The sequence below is a fragment of the Fervidibacillus halotolerans genome (assembly GCF_026547205.1).
Classification (GTDB): Bacteria; Bacillota; Bacilli; order Bacillales; family Caldibacillaceae; genus Fervidibacillus; species Fervidibacillus halotolerans.
The window spans coordinates 777,542-794,976 of the sequence record NZ_CP106877.1 but is presented as its reverse complement, the minus strand read 5'-3'; the positions used below and the strand labels follow the sequence as shown (position 1 = coordinate 794,976).

Annotated in this window: 17 protein-coding genes; 5 read left to right on the top strand and 12 right to left on the bottom strand. The window is 37.6% G+C overall.

Features of this window, described 5'->3' with window-relative positions; translation table 11 throughout:
• Positions 1-107: 107 nt before the first annotated feature.
• Entirely contained in the window at positions 108-293 is a 186-nt protein-coding gene (locus OE105_RS03740; protein WP_275421397.1) for a YlaF family protein, read from the top strand.
• An 87-nt stretch (positions 294-380) separates the two neighbouring features.
• Here OE105_RS03740 and OE105_RS03735 read toward each other — a convergent pair whose 3' ends face one another.
• Positions 381-1,184 (bottom strand): inositol monophosphatase family protein, encoded by an 804-nt coding sequence (locus OE105_RS03735; protein WP_275421396.1) that lies wholly within the window; start codon positions 1,182-1,184, stop codon positions 381-383.
• Between the two features lie 130 nt (positions 1,185-1,314).
• On the opposite strand from OE105_RS03735, the gene OE105_RS03730 reads away from it, so the two are divergent.
• The gene (locus OE105_RS03730; protein WP_275421395.1) at positions 1,315-1,944 is read left to right on the top strand and encodes a YktB family protein; all 630 of its coding nucleotides are present in this window, start codon (positions 1,315-1,317) and stop codon (positions 1,942-1,944) included.
• Positions 1,945-2,050: 106 nt separating this feature from the next.
• Here the strand turns inward: OE105_RS03730 and OE105_RS03725 are convergent, their stop codons facing one another.
• From OE105_RS03725 to OE105_RS03690, 8 genes are all read right to left on the bottom strand, one after another.
• On the bottom strand, positions 2,051-2,338 hold the full coding sequence (locus OE105_RS03725) for a UPF0223 family protein (RefSeq protein ID WP_275421394.1): 288 nt from the start codon (positions 2,336-2,338) through the stop codon (positions 2,051-2,053).
• Positions 2,339-2,347: 9 nt separating this feature from the next.
• Complete coding sequence (locus OE105_RS03720; protein WP_275421393.1) at positions 2,348-3,307, bottom strand: NAD(P)H-dependent flavin oxidoreductase; 960 nt, start codon at positions 3,305-3,307, stop codon at positions 2,348-2,350.
• 191 nt (positions 3,308-3,498) lie between these two features.
• Positions 3,499-3,618, bottom strand: coding sequence for a GapA-binding peptide SR1P (locus OE105_RS03715; protein ID WP_275421392.1), 120 nt, complete (start codon positions 3,616-3,618; stop codon positions 3,499-3,501).
• 257 nt (positions 3,619-3,875) lie between these two features.
• Positions 3,876-5,285, bottom strand: coding sequence for a dihydrolipoyl dehydrogenase (lpdA, locus tag OE105_RS03710; RefSeq protein WP_275421391.1), 1,410 nt, complete (start codon positions 5,283-5,285; stop codon positions 3,876-3,878).
• 4 nt (positions 5,286-5,289) lie between these two features.
• Positions 5,290-6,912, bottom strand: a complete 1,623-nt coding sequence (locus OE105_RS03705; RefSeq protein ID WP_275421390.1) for a dihydrolipoyllysine-residue acetyltransferase — start codon at positions 6,910-6,912, stop codon at positions 5,290-5,292.
• A 91-nt stretch (positions 6,913-7,003) separates the two neighbouring features.
• Positions 7,004-7,981 (bottom strand): alpha-ketoacid dehydrogenase subunit beta, encoded by a 978-nt coding sequence (locus tag OE105_RS03700; protein WP_275421389.1) that lies wholly within the window; start codon positions 7,979-7,981, stop codon positions 7,004-7,006.
• Between the two features lie 3 nt (positions 7,982-7,984).
• The gene (gene pdhA, locus OE105_RS03695; protein WP_275421388.1) at positions 7,985-9,097 is read right to left on the bottom strand and encodes a pyruvate dehydrogenase (acetyl-transferring) E1 component subunit alpha; all 1,113 of its coding nucleotides are present in this window, start codon (positions 9,095-9,097) and stop codon (positions 7,985-7,987) included.
• Between the two features lie 530 nt (positions 9,098-9,627).
• On the bottom strand, positions 9,628-10,284 hold the full coding sequence (locus tag OE105_RS03690; RefSeq protein WP_275422085.1) for a YkyA family protein: 657 nt from the start codon (positions 10,282-10,284) through the stop codon (positions 9,628-9,630).
• A gap of 242 nt (positions 10,285-10,526) precedes the next feature.
• On the opposite strand from OE105_RS03690, the gene def reads away from it, so the two are divergent.
• Positions 10,527-11,081: a peptide deformylase gene (gene def / locus OE105_RS03685; protein WP_275421387.1), complete on the top strand. Its 555-nt coding sequence runs from the start codon at positions 10,527-10,529 to the stop codon at positions 11,079-11,081.
• A 142-nt stretch (positions 11,082-11,223) separates the two neighbouring features.
• Here the strand turns inward: def and OE105_RS03680 are convergent, their stop codons facing one another.
• Positions 11,224-11,994, bottom strand: coding sequence for a Cof-type HAD-IIB family hydrolase (locus OE105_RS03680; protein WP_275421386.1), 771 nt, complete (start codon positions 11,992-11,994; stop codon positions 11,224-11,226).
• Positions 11,995-12,778: 784 nt separating this feature from the next.
• Between OE105_RS03680 and OE105_RS03675 the strand changes: the two genes are divergently transcribed.
• Both OE105_RS03675 and rnjA read left to right on the top strand, forming a co-directional pair.
• On the top strand, positions 12,779-12,988 hold the full coding sequence (locus OE105_RS03675; protein ID WP_275421385.1) for a DNA-dependent RNA polymerase subunit epsilon: 210 nt from the start codon (positions 12,779-12,781) through the stop codon (positions 12,986-12,988).
• Between the two features lies 1 nt (position 12,989).
• On the top strand, positions 12,990-14,657 hold the full coding sequence (rnjA, locus tag OE105_RS03670; RefSeq protein WP_275421384.1) for a ribonuclease J1: 1,668 nt from the start codon (positions 12,990-12,992) through the stop codon (positions 14,655-14,657).
• Positions 14,658-14,794: 137 nt separating this feature from the next.
• Here rnjA and OE105_RS03665 read toward each other — a convergent pair whose 3' ends face one another.
• Together OE105_RS03665 and OE105_RS03660 are read right to left on the bottom strand one after the other, a co-directional pair.
• Positions 14,795-15,457, bottom strand: a complete 663-nt coding sequence (locus OE105_RS03665; protein WP_275421383.1) for a potassium channel family protein — start codon at positions 15,455-15,457, stop codon at positions 14,795-14,797.
• 138 nt (positions 15,458-15,595) lie between these two features.
• A complete protein-coding gene (locus OE105_RS03660) occupies positions 15,596-17,434 on the bottom strand; it encodes an ABC transporter ATP-binding protein (RefSeq protein ID WP_275421382.1) in 1,839 nt (612 codons plus the stop codon).
• Between the last annotated feature and the right edge of the window lies 1 nt (position 17,435).

Sequence of the window (17,435 nt, the reverse complement as noted above, 5' to 3'; positions counted from 1 at the left end):
CAACTCACCAATTATAACATACCCATTCAAATGTGTAGATAAAAATGAATGGTAGGTAGTAAAATAAATAGTGGGAACACCAATTCAATGAACAAAGGATGAGACGAATGAAACAAGGAAAATGGATTTTTTTGTTATACGCGATTTTGGCCGTTTTATCAATGGTGGCCATCGGAGTTTCCGTAGGACTTCGAAATCCGTATTTGATTGTCTTATTTACCCTTATACTTATTTTCATTATGGGAATCGGTTTTCTAACGAAGAAAAAATATCGAGAAGCAGGGAAGTTGTAGAAGCGAGGGGATGTCTTTAAGCCACCGAGCGGCTTTACGACACCCCCTTTATTTTTTTTAAATGATTTTATTCAATACGATTCCCTTTTATTTTTCTACATATTCGGATAAATATTGCTTTAAAATTTGTTCATGAACGGCTGGTCCTGCAAAAAATACCGAACTTTTCTCCAGGATCGAAAGGGGTTCACCCGTTAATTTTGTCGCTTTTCCTCCAAGCTCTTCAATGATAATCATCCCTGCTGCAAAATCCCAAGGAGATAGACGTAAACTGATATATACATCCATCCAACCCGTTGCAATATATCCCATTTCTAAAGCTGCAGAACCGATGGATCGGGTACCTCTGGCACCTTTTACAAGTGGTGTTAACATGCGATGATCGATTCTCCGATTTTCAGTTAACCAAATGGAATTGAGGCCAATAATACATTCCGATAACGGTTTATCTAATAATTTTGGAAGACGTTTTCCATTGAAAAATGCACCGGAACCGTTCATCGCATGATACAGTTCATCGTTCATGACATCATAAATATACGCCAATTTCCCTTTTCCGTTTTCAAAGATTCCGATGGAAATAGTAAAATTTCGTTGCATATGCACTAAATTCATCGTTCCATCAATCGGATCAATAACCCATATGACTCCCTCTGTACTTTTTAATTCATCACCAAAACCTTCTTCACCGAGTATTTTATGATTAGGGAACGTTTTTCGAATCCGTTCAATAAAAAAACGTTCCGTGTCTTTATCGATATTTGTCACTAAATCATTAGGATTTGCCTTTGTCGAAATATGTAGCTGTTCCGAAAGAGATTGACGAATCCGTTTTCCAGCTTCTTTAATCCATTCCTTTGTAAATTGATCGATTTCCGTCCAATTGATCATTTCGGTCCTCCTCCAAAATAATTGATTTCTTATTACAAAAACAATAATTGGAAACTATCAAACGATATTTTTGGCGAAAAAAGAACTTTATGGTAAAATGTTTGTACTTCAATCGATTAGGAGGAGCAAAATGGGTTTCCAAGGTTTTTCTGAATCTGATTTTTCCGTTTTCAAAATCGAAGGCTTTGAAGAAAGAATGGAAGCAATTCGGAAACAAATTCAACCGAAATTTCACGAACTGGGTTCCGTCCTAACCGACATGGTTTCGGTAGAGGTGGGAAATGAGATGTATTTACATGTCGCAAAACACGCTCGGCGGAAAGTCAACCCACCGAACGATACGTGGTTGGCAATCAGTCCGAATAAACGGGGCTATAAATCCCATCCTCATTTTCAAGTCGGATTGTTTGATGATCATCTTTTCATTTGGCTCGCCTATATTTATGAGTTTCCGAATAAAAAAGAACTTGCGGAAAATTTTTTGAAACATCTCGATTCCATTATCGATTTATTACCGAATGATTTTGTTCTTTCTACCGACCATATGAAAAAAGATGCTTTGCCAGTCAAAAAGGATGAATTGGAGAAAGCCCTCATCCGGTTGAAACAAGTGAAAAAAGCAGAGTTACTCATCGGGAAACATATTCCTAGTACAAATCCGATCCTTCGCGACGGAAAAGCCCTGACTGAATTAATTTTCGCAACGATCAAAGGGTTAATACCAATCTATAATGGCACCTTTGCAAAAGTTCACACATAAAGTATAGGATTCAAAAACTATACGAAATCGATTCCGTGGCACCTGGAACACGAATATTTGTTTCAGGTGCCAAAGTACAGAACAAAGATTAACCGTAAAACGTTTTTCAATCAAAATTCGATGATAAACGAATCATTTGCCCTTCTTTTAACTCTTTCATTTTTTTCACTACATGATAAGCAGATAGACCACTCACTTCTTCAAACTCACGAAAGATTTTCCTCTCTTCGCCAATGGATGGGACGACTTTTTTAAACTTCCGATATCGCTCCATCAATCGTTTCCTTTCCATTCCTTGTTCATAAACTTTCTCGACCGATTCAAAAAATTGTACGACATCGATAATTTCTTGTGTCGTCCAATCCATGGAAATTGGGTAAGTATATTCCTTCATATGCCCCTCCTATGATTGCCAACGTTTTCTTATGTTTTCACCCTCTTTAATCATCCGGTCGATTAATTCCTTTACCGTTGGAATATCTTTTATTAATCCTACGACTTGACCGGCCCAAGCAAATCCTTCTTCCACATTTCCTTCATTGGCAAATCGTTTATTCGCCTCTCCAGAAATATAATCCTTTAACAATTCATATGTAGCATTCGCTTTTTCCAATTCAAGAATACGCGATGTCCATCGATTTTTTAATGCTCTTCCAGGTGCACCTAAAGATCGTTTAATCACAACCGTACTAGTTGCGTCTCCTTCAACGATCGCTCTTTTATATGCTTCATGGGCATGGACACATTCCTTTGTGGCAATAAAGCGGGTACCCATTTCTATTCCTTCCGCACCAAGACTTAATGCTGCCATCAATCCCCTGCCGTCACCGATACCACCAGATGCAATTACAGGGATCTTCACCGCATCAACAACTTGAGGGACCAATACGAAGGTTGACAAATCTTCACGACCGATATGTCCACCTCCTTCTTGTCCGACGACCATTACGGCATCAGCCCCTAGTTCTTCCGCTTTTTTCGCTTGCCTCACTGCCGCCACAAGAACGAGTTTTTTTACATCCACTCCTTTTAAATATTCAAAAAAAGGAGCGGGATTTCCCCCAGTAACGGAAACAATGGGAACCTTTTCTTCGATGGCAACATCTAAAAATTCATGATAACTTCTTCCGTGTTGACCGATGGCAAAATTCACACCAAAAGGACGATCGGTTTTTTCTCGAACCTTTCGAATTTCTTCCCTTAATAATTCAGGGGCCTTCAATGACATTGCGGTAATTTGACCTAATCCTCCAGCATTTGAAACAGCAGCAGCCAACTCGTGGTAGGCTAAATGTGCAAGTCCCCCTTGAATGATCGGATATCGTATATTTAATAATTCCGTAACCCTTGTTGACCAGTTCATCAATGCCTCCCCCTTTTAAAGGAAATGAATTACCAATTTACAGTATAGCAGTTTTTTAGAAAGAAAATAAGAAAATTCCATTATATCATTAACCTTTTATCCCAATTTTGTGATAAATCGAGTACATTTAACGGGAATTTTCTTCAATTTCTACAAAAAAAGACGCGAATTTGTTTCGCGCCCCCATCCATTTACGTTTTTTCACTTTTTTTCGTTTTACAGCTGGAACATGTACCATACAAGACCGTTACTTTTTCATGTTCAAAGTAGTCGATTGTCGATTGGCAAACTTGACAAACAAGTGTACCCATCCTCTCTCTCCCTTCCCATGTTTCATTCCTATCTTATTAATGACATACTTTTTGTTAATTATGATATTCTTTTTTGGAGTATATGTCAATAATATTGTATTTTTACTTTTAAAAAATATAACATATATCCCTTTTTCCTTATAAAATATTTTTTCCGTAAATAGTAGGAATAAGTCTTTTCTAGTCATGGGGATAAAAAAACCTAGGAAGAAAACCGTTCGTTTTTCTTCCTAGGCTTTTTGTTCAAAGAGATTCAATTATTTAATAATGTGAATAGGAGAACCTAAAGCAACTTCTGCAGCTTCCATCGTAATTTCGCCTAATGTCGGATGAGCATGAATCGTCATTGCAATATCTTCAGCAGTTACTCCAGCTTCAATCGCTAGTCCAATTTCAGCAATCATATCCGATGCACCAGGTCCAGCGATTTGTCCCCCGATCACGAGTCCATCTTCTTTTCTCGTAATGAGTTTCAAGAAGCCGTCCGAATTGTTTAAAGCTAAAGAGCGACCGTTTGCTGCAAATGGGAATTTACCAACAGTTACTTCGATTCCTTCCGCTTTCGCTTGTTCTTCTGTATAACCGACCGTAGCCAATTCAGGATCTGTAAAGCAAACAGCTGGTATAGCTAAATAATCGACTTCTGAAGGTAGACCACTGATGGCTTCAGCTGCGATTTTTCCTTCATAGGATGCCTTATGTGCTAACGGTGGTCCTTCAACGACATCACCGATTGCATAGATATTTGGAATATTGGTTCGGCATTGCTTATCCACTTTAATGAGTCCACGTTCGGTTAATTCTACACCGACTTGTTCCAAACCAATTTCATCGGTATTTGGACGACGACCTACCGTAACGAGTACGTAATCAGCCTCAACTTTTTCTTCTTTACCATTTACTTCATAAGTGACAACTACTCCGTCTTCTTTTTCTTCGACACCTTTGGCCATCGCTTTCGTAACGATTTTAGCACCTTTCTTTTTCAAACTTTTCTTAACGAGTGCCGTCATTTGTTTTTCAAATCCGGATAAAATGTCATCTGCACCTTCCAAAATTGTTACTTCAGTTCCGAAATTCGCATAAGCTGTACCGAGCTCAGAACCGATATAACCGCCACCGATAACGATTAATTTTTTCGGAATTTCAGGTAAATTTAACGCACCCGTTGAGTCAAGAACCCGTTTAGAAAATTTAAATGTTGGAAGTTCAATTGGTCTTGAACCTGTTGCGATAATAATATTTTTGAAAGTATACGTTTGGGCAGATTTTTCATCCATGACCCGAATCGTATTTGCATCGACGAAATATGCTTCACCTTTTACAACTTCCACTTTATTACCTTTTAAAAGGCCTGCCACTCCACCGGTTAATTTTTTAACAACACTTTGTTTCCAAGCTTGAACTTTAGAAAAATCGACGGTAACATTTTCGGCTGTGATTCCGATCTCATCGGAATGTTTTGCATTTTCGTATTTATGAGCTGCATTAATAAGAGCTTTCGAAGGAATACATCCTACATTCAAACATACTCCGCCGAGTTCTCCCTTTTCTACTACGGTCACTTTTTGACCTAGTTGGGCAGCGCGAATAGCTGCTACGTAACCTCCTGGACCTGCTCCAATTACAATTGTATCTGTTTCGATTGGAAAATCTCCTACTACCATTTCCTTACGCCTCCATTAGTAAAAGTTCTGGATCGTTTAGCAATCGTTTGATGTGATTCAAGGCATTTTGTGCGGTTGCCCCGTCAATCATACGGTGATCAAAACTTAAGGATAAAGCAAGCACCGGTGCAGCTACAATTTCTCCATCCCGTATGATTGGTTTTTCTGCTATACGACCTATACCTAGTATAGCAACTTCTGGATAATTAATCACGGGAGTAAACCATTGACCGCCAGCAGAACCGATATTTGTTATCGAACATGAGGCTCCCTTCATTTCATTCGGTGCTAATTTTCCTTCTCGAGCCTTGTTTGCCAATTCGTTAATTTCTGCAGAAATGGCAAAGAGAGATTTCCGATCTGCATCTTTAATTACAGGTACGAGCAAGCCCCGTTCCGTATCGGCAGCAATCCCTATATTGTAGTAATGTTTACGAATAATTTCTTCAGTTTCATCATCAATGGACGTATTTAAATCTGGATATTCCCTTAACGTACTGACTAAAGCTTTTACGACGTATGGTAGATACGTAAGCTTAATTCCTTTATTTGCTGCCACTTCTTTAAATTTCTTACGGTGATTAACGAGTTTCGTCACATCGACTTCATCCAATAGCGTAACGTGCGGTGCCGTATGTTTAGCATTCACCATTGCCTTTGCGATTGCTTTACGGATCGGACTCATTTTTTCACGTGTTTCTGGATATTGAACATCTGTCGGTATTTCTGTTCGTTCAACGGTTGTAGCCACTTTTTCAACTTTTACAGCATCTTGTTTATCTTCTGCCGGTTGTAGTTTTTCAACCGTTTGTTCACCTTTCAAATATGCATCGATATCTGATTTTAAAACCCTACCGTTTTTACCTGTTCCACTTACTAGTCGAATATCTACACCTTTTTCTCGGGCATATTTTCTTACGCTCGGCATAGCGATTACTCTTCGATTCGAATCTACTTCCACCTTTTCTGCCGACTGTACGTTTTGTTCTTTTGCAGGTTCTTCTTGTTTTTCTTCCGTTCCTTCTTCCCCTTTAAACTTCATATTTTCGTATCCAGGGGCATCGAAAGTAACAAGCACATCACCGACAACAGCAACTTGTCCTTCTGGAACTTTAATTTCTAATACTTTTCCTTTAACAGGGGATGGAATTTCAACTACTGCTTTATCATTTTGAACTTCGCAAAGGACATCATCTTCATTAACAGTATCCCCTTCTTTTACAAGCCATTTAACAATTTCACCTTCATGGATTCCTTCTCCGATATCAGGAAGTTTAAATTGGAAAACGCTTGAGGTGGATGTTTCTTCTTTCACAGGAACCGCCTCCTTTGTTTCGGCTTTTTGTTCCGTTTCTCCTTGATCTCCTTTAAATTGCATATTTTCGTAACCGGGAGCATCAAAAGTGATCAGCACATCCCCAACAACGGCTACTTCTCCTTCAGCCACTTTCAATTCGAGTACTTTTCCTTTAACGGGAGATGGAATTTCAACTACAGCTTTATCGTTTTGAACTTCACAAAGAACATCATCTTCATTTACTTCATCGCCAGGTTGGACTAACCATTTGACAATTTCACCTTCATGTATACCTTCTCCGATGTCCGGCAATTTAAATTCAAATGCCACGGATATCCCTCCTAATTGGTGTATTCTTCGTTACTTTTGGAAAAAAGAAGAAGCGGACGATTTTCGTCGTCCCACTTCTATTATGCAATTTTTAGAACGTTAATACTTTTTTTGCCGTTTCAATAATATCTTTATAATTCGGAAGCCATACAGACTCTGCTTGAGAAAACGGATAAACGGTATCAGGAGCCGTTACTCGTAATACGGGAGCTTCCAAACTTAAAATTGCCCGATCGTTAATTTCTGCAACCACATTCGCTGCAATGCCCGCTTGTTTTTGGGCTTCTTGAACAACGATGGCCCGATTTGTTTTTTCAACAGAAGCAATAATCGTATCAATATCTAATGGACTAACGGTTCGTAAATCGATGACTTCTGCGGAATATCCGTCTTTTTGTAGTTCATCTGCTGCTTTCAATGCTTCATGAACCATCGCACCATAGGCGATAATCGAAAGATCTTTTCCTTCCCGTTTCACGTCTGCTTTACCAAGTGGAATCGTATATTCTCCTTCCGGTACTTCTTGACGGAATGAACGGTATAATTTCATATGCTCAAGGAAAATAACCGGATCATTGGAACGAATGGATGAAATTAATAGCCCTTTGGCATCGTAAGGGGTGGAAGGAATTACAACTTTGATTCCCGGTGTTTGAGCCATTAATCCTTCCAAACTATCCGCGTGCAATTCTGGCGTATGCACACCGCCTCCGAATGGTGAACGAACGGTAATCGGCATATTATAGGTTCCACCTGTACGGAAACGCATCCGTGCCATTTGTCCACTAATGGAATCCATCACTTCATAGACGAATCCAAAGAATTGAATTTCTGGAACTGGTCGGAAACCTTGTGCAGCCAATCCAATTGCAAGACCACCAATTCCGGACTCTGCTAACGGAGTGTCAAATACCCGATCTTCCCCAAATTCTTTTTGTAAGTTTTCGGTCGCACGGAAGACACCACCGTTTACGCCTACGTCTTCACCGAAAACGAGTACTTTTTCATCGTTTTTTAATTCCGTACGTAATGCATCCGTAATCGCTTGAATCATCGTCATTTGAGCCATCGTTTACTTCGACTCCTTTTCTTTATAGATTTCATATTGTTCCTTTAAGTTACTTGGTAATTCTTCATTCATAATTTCGATTAAATCAGTAACTTTTTGTTTTGGTGCAGCATCTGCTTGTTTTACAGCTTGTTGGATCTCTTCCTTCGCTTGTTCAATCACCTGTTCTTCCATCTCTTCGTTCCAGATTCCTTTGCTTTCCAAATATTTACGGAAGCGAACAAGCGGGTCTTTTTTCTCCCATTCATTGTCTAATTCTTTTGAACGATAACGGGTCGGATCATCACCACTCATCGTATGTGGACCGTACCGGTAACATAACGTTTCAATCAACGTCGGTCCTTCACCATTAATCGCCCGTTCCCTCGCTTCTCGAACAGCAACATAGACGGCTAACGGATCCATCCCGTCCACTTGAACGCCGTAAATACCAGCTGCAACCGCTTTTTGGGCTAGGGTTTTTGCCGCAGTTTGTTTTTCTCGAGGAGTAGAAATGGCAAATCCGTTATTTTGAACGATGAAAATTGCCGGTACTTTAAAGGCTCCTGCAAAGTTGATTCCTTCATAGAAATCCCCTTGAGATGTTCCACCATCACCCGTATATGTAACGGCAACTGCCTTTTTCCCATTTTTCTTTAATCCTAATGCAATTCCAGCCGTTTGTACATATTGTGCACCGATGATAATTTGTGGCGGGAAAATATTTAAATCTTTGGAAACTTGAATTCCTTGATAATGACCTCTCGACCAAAGGAAAGCTTTATATAACGGAAGGCCATGCCAAATAATTTGTGGTACATCCCGATATCCAGGCAACAGGAAGTCTTCCTTTTCCAAAGCAAAATGGGAACCGATTTGAGAAGCCTCTTGTCCAGCCGTTGGGGCATAAAAACCTAAACGACCTTGACGATTTAAAGAAATACTCCGTTGATCAAGAATGCGAGTATAAACCATACGACGCATCAATTCTTGGAGCTGTTCATCTGTTAAATCAGGTACTGCCTGTTCGTTTACAATTTCCCCATCTTCATTCAAAATTTGGAACGTTTGAAATTCTTTTTCGATCGTATCCAACTGTGCGGATACATCAAAACGGTACTTTGCTTTTGAAGCCATTTCCTTTCCTTCCTTTCTCATTTATAAATTTTCGTCTATTCCTCGGACTAAAATTCTTTACCATCAGTCGAATTTCTTAATCCGATTTGACAATCCATAAAATCTGTATTATTCATTTGCAATAAAAAGACTAATACAACTTTTTTTGCATGTATTTAGTTTACACTAGCCAATCGATATTCGTCAATCACTTTGCATAATAAGCATCAATTTTATTTTCTATTTCAAAAAACTATTTTTTGAAAGCCCTTTCTTATTTCTGTACTATTATTTTTGTAATATCTGTATTATTTCTCCCATCTCCTCTTATTGTGATATATATCATGTAATAACCATTCCATTAATAAAATTATTGAGCAAAAATAAATTCGGTTTTTCAGCGATTGAGAATTTCAAATTCAAGTCATAATATATCCAAATATGTTCAAACTATTTTATTTTCAATCCATTTCCTTTGTTGAACATGGTTAGCATCCGTTTGAGCATAAAAAAACCGACAAAAAAGTCGGTTGCATTTTGTCTGAATCGAATTATTCGTCTTTAATATTGATATTCAATCCGGAATTTCGGTAAAATTCTACCTTATCTTTATTATATTGTTCGGTTAATCCGTTAAAACGTTCGTTTAATTGTTGTAACGATTTTAATGTCTCATTAATTTTGTTAATTTGGGATTCGACCGTATCCAATGACATTTCGTCTTCTTGCTTAAATAAATTGTATAGTTCTTTACTATACTCTATTTTTTGAAGATACTGTTCGTGTAATTGTTCGTATACATCGTACCTCTCATTCATCGTCGTATACAACTTTTCTCCGTCTGCTTTCAAATCTTCTTTTTCTAGTTTTTCAATAAGTTTTTCCACTTGAAGAAAGGTTTTCTTTCCCTTTTCCAAACTTTCCTTTTCCTTCAAAATCCGTTCCTTTTGCTGATCCAATACGTCCAAAGCCTCGTCGGATAGCTGACGTACTTGCTCCTTTTCTTTCAAACCGAGATCGATAATTTCCCCATACAATTCGTTTTCTTTCTTTTCCAGTTCAACTAACGGTTGCTGCTGTTCTTGAAAGGTTGCTTCTTCTTCCACTACTTTTTCCAAAATATCATATATTTTTTCTTCTGTCGATTGACTGCAACCTGATAACAAAAGTACAATGGTAAAGGGAATGAGAAACCTTAATTTTTTCACCAATTCCAACGATTACTCCTCCATTTCTGTATTACATATTTTTACTATACTTATAGAATCCATATTTTTCAATGTTTATATCATTCTTCCGTCAAAATATTTCATGGTATACTTGTCTTCATTTTATACGTATTCATCGCTTTTATAAACATGCGAAAAAAAACGAATAAATTAACTTTTTTCCAATCCTTTGATAGACTTAAGATAAATCAAATAAACCATCTTGATTAGGAGTGAAACAAATGATTACAATGAAAGACATCATTCGGGATGGTCATCCGACATTACGGAAAGTAGCAAAAGAAGTCGAACTTCCACCCACCGAAGAAGATCGGGCGATCTTGAAATCCATGTTGGAGTTTATTATAAACAGCCAAGACGAAGAAATTGCTAAAAAATACAATTTGCGTCCAGGAATTGGCTTAGCAGCTCCGCAAATCAATATTTCCAAACGGATGATTGCCATTCATCTTGAAGATGAAAAAGGAAAACTGCATAGTTATGCTTTATTCAATCCGAAAATTGTTAGTCATTCCGTCGAAAAAACGTATTTGCCTGGTGGCGAAGGTTGCCTCTCCGTCGACGAAGTCATTCCAGGCATAGTCCCTCGTTATGCAAGGGTAACGGTGAAAGCATATGATATCGACGGAAATGAATTGAAGCTTCGATTAAAGGGACTCCCATCCATTGCAATTCAGCATGAAATCGACCATTTAAATGGGATTATGTTTTACGATCATATTAATAAAGAGGATCCTTTTAAACCCGTTGAAAATTCCTTTCCTTTAGAAGTTTAATCGAAGGGTGGTGCACTGAAAAGATGCGACCACCCTTTTTTCGATTTTTTCATGCGGTGAAACGACCCTTTATTTCTTATATTGATCAATTTTTCACAATATTTATGCAAAGCGAAAAGATCCAATGGATTATCCATCGATTTTACAATAAACCAAATTGTTTAAATCCATAATATAAACCATCTTCATCCACATGCTTCGTAGAAAAACGAACCCTTCTTTTCAATTCAGGATGGGAATTTCCCATAGCAATTCCATTTTCGACCGTTTGTAACATTTCGATGTCGTTTAGTCCATCACCAAAGGCATAAGCAGTCTTGTTATCGAATCCTAATCGTTCAATAATCAATTGCATACCCGTTGCTTTCGACTGATTTTTTGGTAGTACATCGACGGCCATCTCATGCCAACGAACGAATTGGAAATCAAGAAATTGTTCTATATACGGTTTTTCCTCCCCTTCTTTACAAAATAAAACGATTTGTGAAATTGGTTTTTTTTGATAAAATTGTAAATCGTATTTAGGATGGTCGAAATATAAGGTTGAGAAACTCTTATCAATATAAGGATCATAATTGACCGATGAAGCCATACCGTCAACTGATTGAAAAACGACCGAATGGTTCATTTCCTTCACTGTCGAAAGGAACCGTTCGATTTGTTCAATCGAGTAGGAGAAGTGATGTATCGGTTTACCCGCTAACGTAACGTATTGTCCATTAAAGCTAACATACGTGTCAATTCCTAGTTCTTTCCGAATATCCCCAAACATAAAGGGCCCTCTTCCCGTTGCAATTGCCACATAAACACCTTGATCTTTCAATTGTTGAATGCCCAATTTTGTCAACTGGGGAATTTGTTTTTTCGTGTTTAAAATCGTCCCATCTATATCTAAAAAAACGATTTTTCTCATCTATTTTCCTCCCTTTACTTGCATGTTCCAAATTCCATAAATCCCCATGAAATGATTCATAAAAATGTTACATAATATGAAATGCAAAAGGTCTTGTCTACACATCTTTACAAGTAAGCTGAATGCGTTAAAATAAAAGTAAGGAGTGATTCACATGCTGAAAAGGCTCAAGAAAAAACTTGCCAACCGTTGGAAAGAATTGCTTCGAAAAAAATTAATCGCTTAAACTGGAGACGTCTCTCATTTCTGTATAGACGCCTTTTTTTTTTTGAAAATTTATGATAAACCGTGAAAAAATTTTCCTAAGAAAATAATTTCGTTTTTCATAAAAATCGTACGTTCCTATTATACATAAGCTATTTTACGATGAAAAGATGAAACGGCAGACTCAATCGATAATTTTTAACCATTAAAATTACCGTTCATTTGATTTGAAAGTGGAGGAAGAAAAAAATCATTCATTTTCATCCTATTTATTTCATCATCTATTCAAAAATAAGGTAAAGGATTTTCCAATGAAACCTTTACTTGTTTGTGATTAATTGCTATTTTATGGTAAACTATATTCCCCATTTCCTTCTCCCTATTTCAATTGTTTTCAAATTGAAAGAAAAAAACTTAACAAATAAATATATGGATATTTTTAAAAAAAGATGTTTTATGATAGTCTTATTAATAACAGGAAAATGTTCGGCCGTTTTTCTATACCTATTATTACACATGGATAAAGTGGGTATGTACCCATCTATTCATATCATTTTCGGTTAAGGAGAGATTGAAACGTATGATTTTTAAAGTATTTGTGCAACAATCGAAGGACGAAATTCCATTAAGAGAACGGACGAAGGCTTTATTTATCGAAGCTGAATCTGAACGGGATATTCGAAAAAAACTAAAAAATACCCCCTATTTGATCGAATATATCCAACCTTTAACGGATGCTCATCTGGAATACGAAAAACAAGACGAAAATTTTGAAATAATGGAGTTATGACATGAAAATTGTAAACAATGATCAGACTGCCGTTTTCGCCCTCGGGGGTTTGGGGGAAATCGGTAAAAATACGTATGTCGTTCAATATCAAGACGAGATTATTATTATCGATGCGGGGATTAAATTTCCTGAAGATGAGCTACTCGGAATTGATTACGTGATTCCTGATTACACCTATTTAGTAAAAAATGCAGATAAAATTAAAGGATTGTTTATCACCCATGGTCATGAAGACCATATCGGTGGAATCCCATATTTATTACGGGAAGTAAATATCCCGATTTACGGAGGAAAACTAGCCCTCGGATTAATAAGGAACAAGTTAGAAGAACACGGTTTACTCCGTTCAACGAAACTGTATGAAATTAAGGAAGAGGACGTTATCAAATTCCGAAAAACACAGGTTAGTTTTTTTCGAACAACCCACAGTATACCGGACTCTTATGGAATAGTTGTGAAAACGCCAAATGGGAATATCGTCCATACTGGAGACTTTAAATTCGATTTTACCCCTGTTGGAGAACCTGCGAATTTAACTAAAATGGCTGAAATTGGAAAAGAAGGGGTTCTTTGTTTACTTTCCGATAGTACAAATAGTGAGATTCCTGAATTTACAATGTCGGAAAGGAAGGTTGGCGAAAGTATTCACGATATTTTCCGTAAAGTGGATGGTCGAATCATTTTTGCCACCTTTGCATCAAATATTTATCGATTGCAACAAGTAACGGAAGCAGCTGTAAAAAGTGGCAGAAAAATCGCTGTATTCGGTAGAAGTATGGAAGCATCGATCCAAATCGGACAAGAGTTAGGTTATATCAAAGCTCCAAAAGATACATTTGTCGACGGACAACAAATTAACCGAATGCCAGCAAATAAAGTCATCATCTTATGTACTGGAAGTCAAGGAGAACCGATGGCCGCTTTATCTCGAATTGCTAACGGAACCCATCGCCAAATTCAAATAATGCCTGGTGATACAGTCGTCTTCTCCTCATCGCCAATTCCAGGAAATACTGCGAGCATTAATCGAACGATTAACATGTTATATCGCGCCGGTGCAGATGTAATCTACGGTTCGCTTAATAATATTCATACTTCTGGACACGGTGGGCAAGAAGAACAAAAATTGATGCTCCGCTTAATGAATCCGAAATACTTCATGCCAATCCATGGAGAATATCGAATGCTCATCACCCATGCGAAGTTGGCAAATGATTGTGGAATTCCGGAAGAAAATTGTTTTATTATGGATAATGGAGATGTTTTAGCTTTAGGAAAAAAAGGAGCAAACATTTCTGGAAAGGTACCGTCCGGTTCCATCTATATTGACGGAAGTGGAATCGGGGATATCGGAAATATCGTATTACGGGATCGTCGCATTTTATCTGAAGAAGGTCTTGTGATCGTCGTCGTTAGCATCAATATGCGCGAATTTAAAATTGCGGCAGGACCGGATATTATTTCTCGAGGATTCGTTTATATGCGGGAATCAGAGGACTTAATCAATGAAGCCCAACTGTTAATATCCAAACATTTAACGAAAATAATGGAAAGAAAAACTACTCAATGGTCAGAAATTAAAAATGAAATTACAGAAATCCTTGGACCGTTTTTATATGAGCGGACGAAAAGGAAACCGATGATTTTGCCCATCATAATGGAAGTGTGATCCCAATCTTCCCTTCAATGATGACTTTGATTTCCTGTTTACTTTGAAAAAGTGAAATATTAAAGAAAAATGGCTGAACGAAGGAAAAACAAATAGGCGAGTGAAGAAATTTGAAATTCTTCACTCGCCTTTTTCGATTAGCCTTGCAATAATTTTTTCTCAAATCGGTGAATATCATCATCCGCACCGATTACGATTAAAATATCCCCTTCCAAAATAACCTCCGATGCCTGAGGAGAAACGATGATATCCTTTCCCCGTTTGATTGCAACAATATTGACGCCATAACGGGCACGAATATCTAAATCGATGATTGACTGTCCATGAATCTCTTCATTTGCACTTACTTCAACAATACTATGTTCATCTGACAGTTCCAAATAATCGAGTATATTTGTGGATACTAAGTTATGGGCAAGTCTTCTCCCCATATCCCGTTCCGGATGTACCACTTGATCAGCACCAATTTTGATCAATACTTTTTCATGATAGTCATTAATCGCCTTTGTCGTAACTTTTTTTACCCCTAAATCTTTTAAAATTAAGGTCGTTAAAATACTTGATTGGATATCGTTCCCAATCGCAACGATTACGTGATCGAAATTTCGGATACCTAGACTTTTCAAAACTGTTTCATCGGTTGCATCACCAACGACCGCGTGGGTCACGATGTTGGAATAATCATTTACGAGATCTTCATCTTTATCGATCGCCAAAACATCCATTCCCAACTTCGTCAACTCTTCACAAATACTACCGCCAAAACGTCCTAAACCGATCACAACGAATTCTTTTTTCATTCGTAATCCTCCATTTAGTTCAAAAACTATGAAGTTATTTTATCATAAATCTTCGCAAAAAGGGTTGTTTTCCATAGACAATTTCTACGAAAGGGGGAAAAGTTCGTCTCCCTTCCCCCTTTTCTCATTTTGTCTAATTTAGCCTGCTCCTAACATTTTAAACTGAGCCGAAACGAGCTTATAATATTCTCCACGTTTTTCCATCAACTGTTCATGATTCCCCTGTTCGATCAGATTTCCGTGGTCCAATACAAATATTTTATCCGCATCTCGAATTGTTGATAATCGATGGGCGATTATGATCGATGTGCGACCTTTTAACAATCTTTGCAATGCCGTTTGAATCCGTACTTCCGATTCTGTATCGATACTTGCTGTCGCTTCATCCAATATTAAAATTTTCGGATCAGCTAATAGCGCCCGGGCAAAGGAAAGCAATTGTCGTTCACCGACGGATAAAATATTTCCCCTTTCTTCCACTTCTGTATCGTACCCATTTGGAAGTTTGACGATAAAATCATGGGCTCCGATTGCCTTTGCAGCTTCCACAACTTCCTCATCCGTCGCATCCGGTCTTCCAAAGCGAATATTTTCCATTATCGTTCCGGAAAAAATAAACGTCTCTTGAAGTACGATGCTAATATTTTTCCGTAAACTTTGGAGTGAAATATCTTTTATATTATATCCATCGATTTTCACTACACCATCGGTCGCATCGTAAAACCGAGCAACTAAATTGGCAATCGTCGTTTTCCCACTCCCGGTATGGCCGACAAGTGCAACCCTTTGACCAGGGCGAATTTCCAAATTGATTCCATTTAACGCTGAACGTTTCTGATCATAGGAAAAATAAACATTTTCGAATTGGATATGTCCTTTCACTTCATCGAGTTCGATCGCATTTTCTCGATCAGATACGATCGGTTTTTCATCCAAAAACTCAAAAATTCGTTCCGATGAAGCCATAGCCATTAATAATTGATTATAAATTTGACCGAGTCTGCTAATCGGTTCCCAAAACATACCTAAATAGAAAACGAAGGACACAAAAACACCTAAAGTAATCATGTTCGATTGCAATAAATGGGAACCGTACAAAATTAAAATAATCGTTCCAACAGCGTTCGTCATTTCTACAAATGGGCGAAACATCGCATTTCTTTTCGTCGCATTTCTCCAGCTTTCATAGTTTTCCGTATTAATCCCATCAAAAAACGCCATATTCTCCCGCTCTTGTGTAAACGATTGGGTGATTCGTATCCCTTGTATACTTTCATTTAAATGGGAATTCATTTTCGATTGTTTTAGTCGTACAATTTGCCAGGATTTGCGAATATTTCGTCTTAATTTCGTAGTTATTAAAAACATAATGGGCAAAATCACCATTACAGCCAAAGCAAGTTGGGGACTTAACGAAAACAAAATAATAATAATCCCAACGAGCATAATTGCATCCATTAACAAATTAATAACTCCGTTTGTAAATAACTCTTGCAAAGAATTCGTGTCATTCATAATCCGTACGAGAATTGATCCTGCCGATCTTGAATCAAAAAATCTGTGGGATAATCGTTCCACATGGGTAAAAAGATGTTTTCGTAAATCGTATATAATGTTTTGTCCAAGCTGATTTGTCCAACGAATCCGAAAATAATTCGACAAATATGAAAGTAAATATAAAATTCCAACGGCAACAATCAGCCAAGTGAGCAATTCTCCATTTTTTTCCACGATAGCTTTTTCTAAAATATATACACCGATTAAAATTGGGATCACTAATCGAATAATCATCGTAATGAATACGGAAACTAGTGATAAAGGAAGAAGATTTTTCGCATATGGCTTCATATAACTTAAAAGACGAAGGAGTTGTTCCCAATTGAATGGTTTTTCAATCACCCGATCTTGTGAATAATGAAATCGATCTAATACATTTGGATGGACTTTCCTTTCTGACTCTGACTGCTGTTTTTTCATG